Source organism: Kitasatospora sp. NPDC057512 (genome assembly GCF_042802135.1).
In the GTDB taxonomy this organism is placed as follows: Bacteria; Actinomycetota; Actinomycetes; order Streptomycetales; family Streptomycetaceae; genus Kitasatospora.
Genome location: NZ_JBHVET010000586.1, coordinates 1 through 5,669 on the forward strand (window position 1 = coordinate 1; position 5,669 = coordinate 5,669).

The 5,669-nt window shown below is 72.9% G+C and carries 5 protein-coding genes; 2 read left to right on the top strand and 3 right to left on the bottom strand.

The annotated features are described in order from the left end of the window. Positions 1-217 precede the first annotated feature (217 nt). Positions 218-1,099 carry an SDR family oxidoreductase gene (locus ACFU6K_RS29620; RefSeq protein ID WP_380668149.1) on the bottom strand — a complete coding sequence of 294 codons (882 nt, stop codon included), beginning with the start codon at positions 1,097-1,099 and terminating at the stop codon, positions 218-220. Between the two features lie 85 nt (positions 1,100-1,184). Between ACFU6K_RS29620 and ACFU6K_RS29625 the strand changes: the two genes are divergently transcribed. Continuing rightward, positions 1,185-1,799 (top strand): TetR/AcrR family transcriptional regulator, encoded by a 615-nt coding sequence (locus ACFU6K_RS29625; protein WP_380668151.1) that lies wholly within the window; start codon positions 1,185-1,187, stop codon positions 1,797-1,799. A gap of 83 nt (positions 1,800-1,882) precedes the next feature. Here ACFU6K_RS29625 and ACFU6K_RS29630 read toward each other — a convergent pair whose 3' ends face one another. Both ACFU6K_RS29630 and ACFU6K_RS29635 read right to left on the bottom strand, forming a co-directional pair. Continuing rightward, positions 1,883-2,188 carry a hypothetical protein gene (locus tag ACFU6K_RS29630; RefSeq protein ID WP_380668153.1) on the bottom strand — a complete coding sequence of 102 codons (306 nt, stop codon included), beginning with the start codon at positions 2,186-2,188 and terminating at the stop codon, positions 1,883-1,885. A 167-nt stretch (positions 2,189-2,355) separates the two neighbouring features. After that, complete coding sequence (locus tag ACFU6K_RS29635) at positions 2,356-2,970, bottom strand: hypothetical protein (protein ID WP_380668155.1); 615 nt, start codon at positions 2,968-2,970, stop codon at positions 2,356-2,358. Positions 2,971-3,255: 285 nt separating this feature from the next. On the opposite strand from ACFU6K_RS29635, the gene ACFU6K_RS29640 reads away from it, so the two are divergent. Beyond that, positions 3,256-5,643 (top strand): protein kinase, encoded by a 2,388-nt coding sequence (locus ACFU6K_RS29640; RefSeq protein ID WP_380668157.1) that lies wholly within the window; start codon positions 3,256-3,258, stop codon positions 5,641-5,643. Positions 5,644-5,669 lie beyond the last annotated feature (26 nt).

Consider the following 5,669-nt stretch of genomic DNA (forward strand, 5'->3'; position numbering starts at 1 on the left):
GGGGAAGGCCCTCACCGCGGTTGGCCTCCGGCACTTGGCGGGTGTGCGGCCAGCAGGCCGTCGGCCACGTGACGACCGACGTTGCCGCGGGCGCCGAAGACGACTGCCACCATGATGGAACCTCCTGCTTGTCGTGGACCTTGCTGTGGATGTGAAGTGCCGTACGGGGGCGGGTGCTTGCGGGCTGCGCCGGCGGCCGGTCCGCCCCGGTCGCCGGTCAGGGCCGGATGTTCTCCAGGTCCTCCAGCAGGCCGGGGCGCCGCGGCTCCCAGCCGAGTGCCTGCCGGGTGCGGGCGCTGGACGCGGGCTGGTCGGCCCGGAAGATCGGGCCGAGCGGGCCGTAGGTCTCCTCCGGCACCGACCGGACCGGCAGGCCCAGCCGTCGGCCGATGACGGCCGCGATGTCCCGCACCTCGTCCCCCTCGTCGGCCACGGCGTGCCAGGCGGCACCGGCCTCCGCCCGCTCCAGGGCGAGCCGGAAGAGGACGGCCGCGTCGAGCGCGTGGACGGCGGGCCAGCGCTGGGTGCCGTCGCCGGGGTAGCCGGAGACGCCGCTGCGGCGTGCGATGTCGGTCAGCAGGCCGGCGAACCCGCCCGTGCCCTCGTTGTGGACCGTGCGCGGCAGGCGTACGGACGTGCTCCGGACCCCGCGCGAGGCGAGGCCCAGGATCGCCGTCACCGTGCGACCGCGACCGCCGACCGGCCCGTCGGTCGGCACCGGGTCGGCCTCGGTGGAGGCGCGGCCCGGCGCCACGGGCGTACCCGAGACGGTGACCAGGGGGCGGTCGCTGCCGAGGAGCTCCTCGCCGAGGGTGGTGAGGGCGGCGGTCTCCTCGGCGACGTTCCGGGCGAGGGCCTCGGGGCTGCTGAAGTCGTTGCCGAAGGCCAGGTGGATCACCCCGTCGGCCTGGGCGGCGCCTGAGCGCAGGACGTCCAGGTCGGCGAGGCCTCCCCGCAGGGGCTCGGCGCCGGCCGCCTCGGCGGCCCGCGCGGAGGCGTCGGAGCGGGCGAGCGCGAGCACGGTGTGGCCGTTGCCGAGGAGCTCGGCGACGACGGCGGAACCGATCAGACCGGTGCCGCCGGTGACGAAGACGCGCATGGGAATCCTCCCGGAGTGATGGGACTCTTGTCCCATCACCGTAGCAGGATGATGGGACAAGAGTCCCGTCACATATGCTGAACCCATGAGTCGATGGGAACCAGGTGCGCGTGAACGCCTCGTCGTGGCCGCGGTCGACCTGTTCACGGAGCAGGGGTACGACGCCACGACCGTCGCGCAGATCGCCGAGCGCGCCGGGGTCACCAAGAGCACCTTCTTCCGGCACTTCCCCGACAAGCGCGAGCTGCTGGTCGCCGGGCAGGAGACACTGAGCCGGTTGCTGACCGAGGGCATCGCCGAAGCGCCCGGCGACGCCAGCCCGCTGGAGGCGGTCGCCGCCGGCCTCGAGCGCGCCTCGACCGCGATGGGCCCCGGGACTCGCGAGCTCGCCCCCCGCCTGAAGGCGGCCATCGCCGCCAGCGCGGAGCTCCAGGAGCGTGACACCCTCAAGACCGTCAGCCTCGCGGCCGCGATGACCACCGCTCTGGTCGCCCGCGGCGTACCCGATCCGATCGCGGCCCTCGCGGGCGAGCTGGGCGTCCTCGCCTTCAAACGGGGGTACGCCGAATGGGCCGAAGGCGACCGTGGCGCCGAGGGTGAGCGTGGCGCCGAGGGCGACCGTGGCGCCGAGCAGGAGCTCGCCGGGTACGTCCTGGCGGCCCTGGACGAACTGCGTGCGGCGAGCGCATCACTGGGCTGACCGGAAGGACATCGGTCAGGGCGCCCGCGACGACCACCACGGGCGCCTCACGCCATGCAGTTGATCAATGGCCCAGTACTACCTCAGGCCGCGATGTCCTGGCCGATCGCCCGCAGGACGTCGGCGAGCCACACCAGGTGGTACCCCACCGCGCGATCCGGCTCGGCGAGGAGGTCGGTCAGGTGCTGCCAGGATTCGGAGAGCTGACCGATCGTGAGCTCGCCGGGGGCTTGGTAGACGTCGTAGAGGCCGTCCGCGGGGACGGACCAGAAGTGGTCCTTGTCCAGGGCGAGGGTGTCGCCTGGCGTGGCGGCCTCGATGTTGCGTAGTACCAGGTCGAACGATCGGCGCAGGTCGGCGAGGGGGATGGACAGGGGTTCATCGGCCATGGCGATCATTATCGGGCCTGCGCGACGGCGCCCGCTCCGACTTTTATGGCCGCCCGGCTCGGATCACCAAGCGGCCGCGTGAGAAGTCGACGGGGTCGACTTCCTGTGCGCGGCGGGTGGTTGGGGGCGGCCGGGTCACCGAGCTGGGGCCGGCCGTGTCTGGGGATTCACTGCGGTAGGTGCTTCGCCCAGTCTCCTCCGGGGAGGTAGGCGCGGCCGTCGCCGACCTGCTTCATCCCACCGGGAACGACGTCCCGGTGGTACGGGTACTGTTCCGTCACCGCCGCCAGCAGGAACTCCAGGAAGCCGCCCTCGAACACATCCCACTCCCGCATCGAGTGGAACTTAGCGGCGACCGGCCACCGGTCCGGGTCCGGGCCCCGCATCAACCAGAAGAACTGGTCCGAGTTGTAGTTGTTGCCCCATTTCAGCAACCCTCCCTCGGCCGGGAACAGTGGGTGCGGGCACTCGTCGAAGTCCCCGTCCCGGTAGACTTCGGCCAGCCAGGCGCAGTACCCGTAGGGCTCCGTCGTGTAGTACAGGAACCCCTCGAAACCGGTCGGCTGCCCGACCTTGGGACTGGGTGCCGCCGATGGTGTGTAGATGTGCAGCTCGTCGCTGATGCTGACCATCCCGTACCGGTCGGCGAACGCCCGGTAGTCCGCGGGCAGTTGGAAACCGAGTACCTCGGGCCCGAGGTCCCACGGGACCGGGACCACGCCGCCCGCGGGCGGCGGCCCGATGACCGCGCCGAGCCGGTCCAGTATCTCCTCGATGTCCACGTCCACTCCCGTCAGCCCGTTCGTTCACGCCGGAGGCTATCCGCTGCTGGTGACACGCCTGGACGGCCGGCCGAGTGCCAACGTGTCCGACCGGGCGGTCCGGCGCGAACCGGCGCGGGCATCGGGGCCGGGCGCCGGGCGGTTGCGGTTCGGGACCCGAACCGTCGCACACCATCGGTATGCTCGGCGCTCGACCTGACGTTCCGTCATCGCCCAGTCACGTAAGGGTTTCGCATGGAGTTGAGTTCTGCACCGAACAGGCTCGTCGGCGGACGGTTCAGGCTGGTGAGAGCCCTGGCGGCCGGGGGCATGGGCCAGGTCTGGGAGGCCAGGGACGAACTGCTGGATGCCGAGGTCGCGGTGAAGGAGGTCCGTTGGGAGGAGGACCTCTCCGAGGACGAGCACGAGCGGGCCATCGCCCGGGCCATGGCGGAGGCCCGCCATGCGGCCGCGCTCCGCGACCACCCCAACATCGTGACGGTGCACGACGTGGTGGTGGAGGACGGCGGCCCGTGGACGGTGATGCGGCTGGTCCGCGGCCGTTCGCTGGCACAGGTGCTCCGGGCCGACGGGCCGTTGGAGCCGGAGCGGGCCGCCGAGGTGGCCGTCGGGGTGCTGCGGGCGCTGGCCGCGGCGCACGGGGTAGGCATCCTCCACCGCGACGTGAAGCCGTCGAACATCATGCTGGCCGACGACGGCGGGGTGCTGCTGGCCGACTTCGGCCTCGCGAAGAACCACGCGGGCACCGTGCTGACCACCACCGGGGGCCTGGTCGGGTCGCTGGACTACATCGCACCGGAGCGGCTGGCCCAGGAGCCGGACACCCCGGCCGTGGACCTGTTCAGCCTCGGTGTGACGCTCTACGAGGCGGTCGAGGGGGTGTCGCCGTTCCGGCGGGAGACGGCCGCGATGACGCTCGCCGCGGTTGCCCTCGCCCTCGTCCCGCCGCCCCGACGGGCGGGCCGGCTGGCTCCGTTGATCACCGCGCTGCTCTCCCGGGACCCGGCCGGACGGCCTGACGCTGTGGCGGGGCTGGCCATGCTCGACGGCCCCGGGCAGGAGAGCGGGGGCGCCGCTCCGGAGCACGACCCCGTAGCGGCGGAACCGACCGGCGGACCGGCGGGCGCCGCCACGCCCACCGAGCCCGACCTCCCGGCGGCCCCTCCGGTCACCCCTCCGGCGACGCCGACGCCGACGCCGACGGTGACTTCGACATCGACGCCGACGGTGACGGCGGCAGCGACGCCGACATCGGCACCGACACCGACACCGACGGCGACATCGGCGCCGGCACCGACACCGACGGCGACGCCGACACCCACACCGACCACGCCCCGCCCCGGACGGCTGCGGGAGCCCCGGACCCGGATCGCGCTGGCCACCGCGGTCGTCGTCTGCGCGTCGGTCCTGTCCTGGGCCCTGCTCCGGAGCGATGACGACGCCGGCCGCGGCGCCGCCGCCACGGCTTCCTCGCCCGCCCGGGACACCGGGGATCCCTCGGCCTCCGCCGCCCCCTCGCCCTCCGCGACACCCTCGGCCTCCGCGCCCGCCCAGGACGCCGCCGCCACGACGGCCCCGGCGACGCCCGGGAACGCGGCCGGTCCGGCGGTGGCCGACGACCAGCACCTCCGTGTCTTCACGGCGTACAAGGGCCAGCAGCTCCTGGAGAGCTTCGTGGACCTCGACCACGAGGCGGCGAAGCTCCGGAACAGCCCGGACCCGGGCCAGGTCAGGGTGGTGGACTTCCCACTGAAGACCGATGACCCCAACATCCCCCAGGTGCGGGCCGGCACCCGCCCGGTGGCGTTGCTCGACAAGAGCATCGTCCGGGTGTTCTTCGTGAGTTCCGCGAACAAGCACCTGGTGGAGGCCCGGTTGGAGCCCGAGCGCAAGTGGCAGTTCGCGGACCTCGGTGATCAGGAGGTCCGCAGCACTCCGACCGCGGCGGTACTGGACGGGATGGTCAACGTGTTCACCGTCGGCGTGGACAACCACCTGCGGCGGTCCTACCTGGACGGCTCGGGCTGGGGCAGGCAGGACCTGCAGGACGACCTCGGGGTCCTGGGCCAGGGGCCCGCCAAGCCGGTTGCCGCCGGCACCGCGCCGGTGGCGGTGGTGGCGGACAAGGTCCTCAGGGTGTACACGATCACGGAGAGCCAGCAGCTCCAGGAGGCGTCGCTGAAGTCCGACGAGAAGTGGAACATCTTCCCCATGAAGGACGTGCCGCCGTCCGCCATGACACCGACCGCGGTGGTGCACGACGGGGTGACGAGCGTCTTCACCGTCAACCGCGACGACGGCCATCTCTCGGAGACCCGGCTGACGCCTCCGGGCGGCACGCAGGCTGCCGGGTGGGGTCGCCGCGACCTGACCAAGGACTTCCGGGTGCCGGCGCCGCGCTCCGCCCCGGCGGCCCTGGTGCACGGCGGGACCACCAGCCTGTTCCTGGTCGACAGGAACGGCCTGCTGACCGAGACGAAGGCGGCGGGCGACGGGTGGACGCCACAGGACTCCCTGGCGAACGCCGGTGTTCAGCAGGTGGCCGACGGCTTCGAGCCGGCGGTGGTGGACCACGGCGGCGTCACCCGCGTCTACACGGTCTGCCTGAGCGACGGGAAGCTCCAGGAGACCGCGTTGCGGAACGGCACGTGGAGCACCGAGGTCGTGGGGTGAGCGGGGCGGCCCGGACGGCGCCGGCC

Coding starts and splice junctions, on each gene's coding strand:
- ACFU6K_RS29620 (WP_380668149.1), bottom strand. CDS start 1,099: ATGCGCGTCTTCGTCACCGGCGGCACCGGTCTGATCGGTTCCGCCGTC.
- ACFU6K_RS29625 (WP_380668151.1), top strand. CDS start 1,185: ATGAGTCGATGGGAACCAGGTGCGCGTGAACGCCTCGTCGTGGCCGCG.
- ACFU6K_RS29630 (WP_380668153.1), bottom strand. CDS start 2,188: ATGGCCGATGAACCCCTGTCCATCCCCCTCGCCGACCTGCGCCGATCG.